Origin of the sequence: Streptomyces palmae (assembly GCF_004684805.1) — a bacterium.
Classification (GTDB): Bacteria; Actinomycetota; Actinomycetes; order Streptomycetales; family Streptomycetaceae; genus Streptomyces; species Streptomyces palmae.
In genome coordinates, this window is record NZ_SRID01000568.1 from 1 (window position 1) to 2818 (window position 2818).

General features: G+C 71.9%; 5 protein-coding genes. 1 reads left to right on the forward strand and 4 read right to left on the reverse strand.

Annotated features, from left to right (window positions below; genetic code table 11):
* From E4099_RS30975 to E4099_RS30990, 4 genes are all read right to left on the reverse strand, one after another.
* Nucleotides 1–400 (reverse strand): hypothetical protein (locus tag E4099_RS30975; RefSeq protein WP_135342422.1); only part of this gene is annotated, 400 nt, incomplete at its 3' end.
* Nucleotides 401–489: 89 nt separating this feature from the next.
* Nucleotides 490–1443, reverse strand: a complete 954-nt coding sequence (locus tag E4099_RS30980) for a hypothetical protein (protein WP_135342423.1) — start codon at nt 1441–1443, stop codon at nt 490–492.
* A complete protein-coding gene (locus E4099_RS30985; protein WP_135342424.1) occupies nt 1440–1946 on the reverse strand; it encodes a hypothetical protein in 507 nt (168 codons plus the stop codon). The genes E4099_RS30980 and E4099_RS30985 overlap by 4 nt, the downstream gene beginning before the upstream one ends.
* Nucleotides 1943–2413: a hypothetical protein gene (locus E4099_RS30990; protein WP_135342425.1), complete on the reverse strand. Its 471-nt coding sequence runs from the start codon at nt 2411–2413 to the stop codon at nt 1943–1945. The genes E4099_RS30985 and E4099_RS30990 overlap by 4 nt, the downstream gene beginning before the upstream one ends.
* Here E4099_RS30990 and E4099_RS33370 point away from each other — a divergent pair.
* Entirely contained in the window at nt 2412–2690 is a 279-nt protein-coding gene (locus E4099_RS33370; protein WP_167828547.1) for a hypothetical protein, read from the forward strand. The genes E4099_RS30990 and E4099_RS33370 overlap by 2 nt on opposite strands.
* Nucleotides 2691–2818 lie beyond the last annotated feature (128 nt).

Below are 2818 nucleotides of genomic sequence, written 5' to 3' on the forward strand. Positions count from 1 at the left end.
GGACCGGGGCGAGTTCGGTGGGGATGGTGAAGCCGTCGCGGGTGCGCTTGAGCTCGACGGCGGTGGGCTGGTGGCCGTCGAGGACGCGCACGATGGCCCAGGCGGTGCCGTAGGCGTACTCCTGAGCGGCGCGGCTGTAGAGGGTCTCCAGCTCGTCGCGGTGGGTGCGGTGGATGTCCTGGATGCGGTAGAGCACGTGGTCGTGGGGACGGACCGGCACGCTGCTGGGGGCGCGACCAGGGATGGCGATCTCGCCGTCGACGGGCCGGAGCCGGTCCAGGTCCATGGCGTCGCAGGACAGGACGGCGGCCCGGTAGGCGGCCTGTGCTTCACGGGCCGCGGCCCCCAGGGCGAAGACGCTGTCCGTCAGGGATTCGAACCACGGGTAGTTGGTGGGCAAGGGAGCTCCTTCTCGGTGAGCGAGACGCCGGTTGGCGACTCCTCGGCCCGTCCCCGGCCGAAGCCGGTCGGGGACGGACCGAGGTGCCGTCAGGACGTTGGGGTGGGGCGGACGACGTGCCAGCGGTTGGGGTTCGCCTCGTCCTGGACGATCCGCACCCCCTCCCCTTCCGGGGTGTTGTCGCCGGGGTGTTGCTGTTGTTGTTGCTGGCCTTGTTGCTCGATCTGACCTGCGGAAACAACAGCAACACCGGGCCCGTGGGAGCCGGTCGGAGAGGGGCCAGGGGAGGGGAGCGGCGGGCGCTGTGGGAGGTCTTTTGTGCGGACCCCGGTGGAGACCCCCGGGCGGGCCCCTTCCCCGTGTGCCCTCACGCCCTTGGAAGTGGGCACTCCTGCGGCCTCACACAGGCGCCGGCAGTCGGCCGCGGACCACCCCCCGGACGGCCCCCCGCCGGGGTAGCGGGAGGAGAGGCCGGCGACCACCTGAGGCCAGTGCAGACCGGGGGTGGTCTTGGACCCTTGGGAGTGCTCCTGGACCAGGTCGTGGAGGAGGTGCACGAACACCTCCGCCGACGGCCCGGGAACGGCCCCGGAACCGGTGGTCGGCGAGCCCTCCCCGGCACCTTCCGGCGCCTGCTTGGTCGATGCCTTGACCCGGGTGCGGAGGGCGGCGACGCACCAGGTGCCGACCAGCGGCCACATGAGGACCGGGCGGGCGTCCACCGCCCGCCACACCCCGTACCCGACGATGGCCAGCACACCACCGCGCAGGTATATGCCCAGGTCGGCGCTGATGCCCTTGAGGTCTGACCGGTGCCCTTCCAGGCACCAGCCCTTCAACCGGATGACGAGCGTCTTGCCCAGCAGGGTGCTTCCTGCCCCCAGTGCCTGCACCAGCCGAACGGCCCAGGCGCTGGCGGCCCGAGCCTTCTCCTCAGCCCCGGCCGCGTGTTCCTTCAGCTTTGCCGCGCGCGCTTTGAGGTCTTCGGCGCGTTCGGCGAAGGCGGCGCCCGCCTCGGGCGCCGCCTCGGTTCCGCCGCTCACAGGGCCAGCCCCCCGTTCAGCACCTCGACGGCCTTCGCGCCGACGGCGTTGTAGAGGTCTGGCACCCAGGTCATCAGCTTGGCGAACCCGGCGGTGGCACACAGCGTCAGGCCGGTGAAAACACCGCCGGCCATGCGCTTCTTGTCGGCCTTGCCTGCCGCCTTCCACACGATGGCGCCGACGATGGCTGCGACCAGGACCGCGCAGGCCCCGGCGTAGGAGAGCGTGCCCAGCGATCCGTGGGCGAGCCCGCCGCCGTCTTGGGCGCCGGTCGTGGCGGCGACGGCCTTGTTGCCGGTCTTGTTGCCCATGTCCACGGCCTGGACGGCGACCCAGCCGAAGACGCCGCCGATGCACAGCGTCCACGACGCCCCCGTGACCAGCCCGCCGCCGTAGGGGATCAAGGCTTTCAGTTCGCGGTTGCCCTTCCACCAGGACCTCGCGTTGACGATGAAGATCGCGAGGGAGATGGCGGCTCCGCCGATGGTCATCGTGGTGTTCATGCGCGCACTCCTGTCATGGCGGCGACCACGTCCGGCCACAGAACGCCGGTGATGGTGCCGATAGCGGCGGTGGCGAGGAAGAAGAACCGGACGGCGCCGGGCCGGACCATGAACGCCCGGAAGGCGAACATGAGGGTGCCCAGACCGACCAGGCCGGGTACGAAGCCGGGCGCGACATCGTTCGTCCAGACCTCGAGCTGGAACAGGAGCGAGCCCCAGATGGCGCCGGCGCCGTAGCCGACGCCCGGGATCGGGATGACCGCGGCGGCCAGCGCGCCCCAGGCGGCGTAGGGGCTGATGCCCCGGGCGAGCAGATTCCACAGGCGACGCCAGAACCCCGGTTGCTCCGGCTCCGGCTGCACCAGCTCGATACGGATCTCCAGCGGCTGAGGCCCGCCCCACGGCGCCGGGACCGGGCCCGGGCCGCCCCACGGGGCCGGGGTCGGCGGCGGATTCCAGGGCGTCATGCCCCCTCCCCCGCCGACCGGGGGCCCCGGCGGCGCGGGCGGCGGTGTCCTCCACCAGGCCCCCGAGTCACCAGCAGCGGTAGGCACCGGGGGGACCGCGGTAGCGGTCGGGGCCGGGACGGACGTGGGCTCCGGCTTCGGCAGCGGGACCGGCGCGGTCGACGCGGAGGGCGGGACCGGCGGCATCGGCGGGGTCGGCGGGTTCGGCGGCGGGAGCGGGGCACCCGCCGGGATGATCCGCACCGGGGTGACCTCGGTGGACTCGGGCGCGGGTTGAGACTTCTTGCGGTTACGCATCTGTCTCTTATACCCATCTGACGCTCCCGACGATCGCATAAGTGTAAATCCCGGGGGTCGCGGTATCATTAAAAAAAAAGATCGTCGAACTGCGAGTGCGCGCCGGCC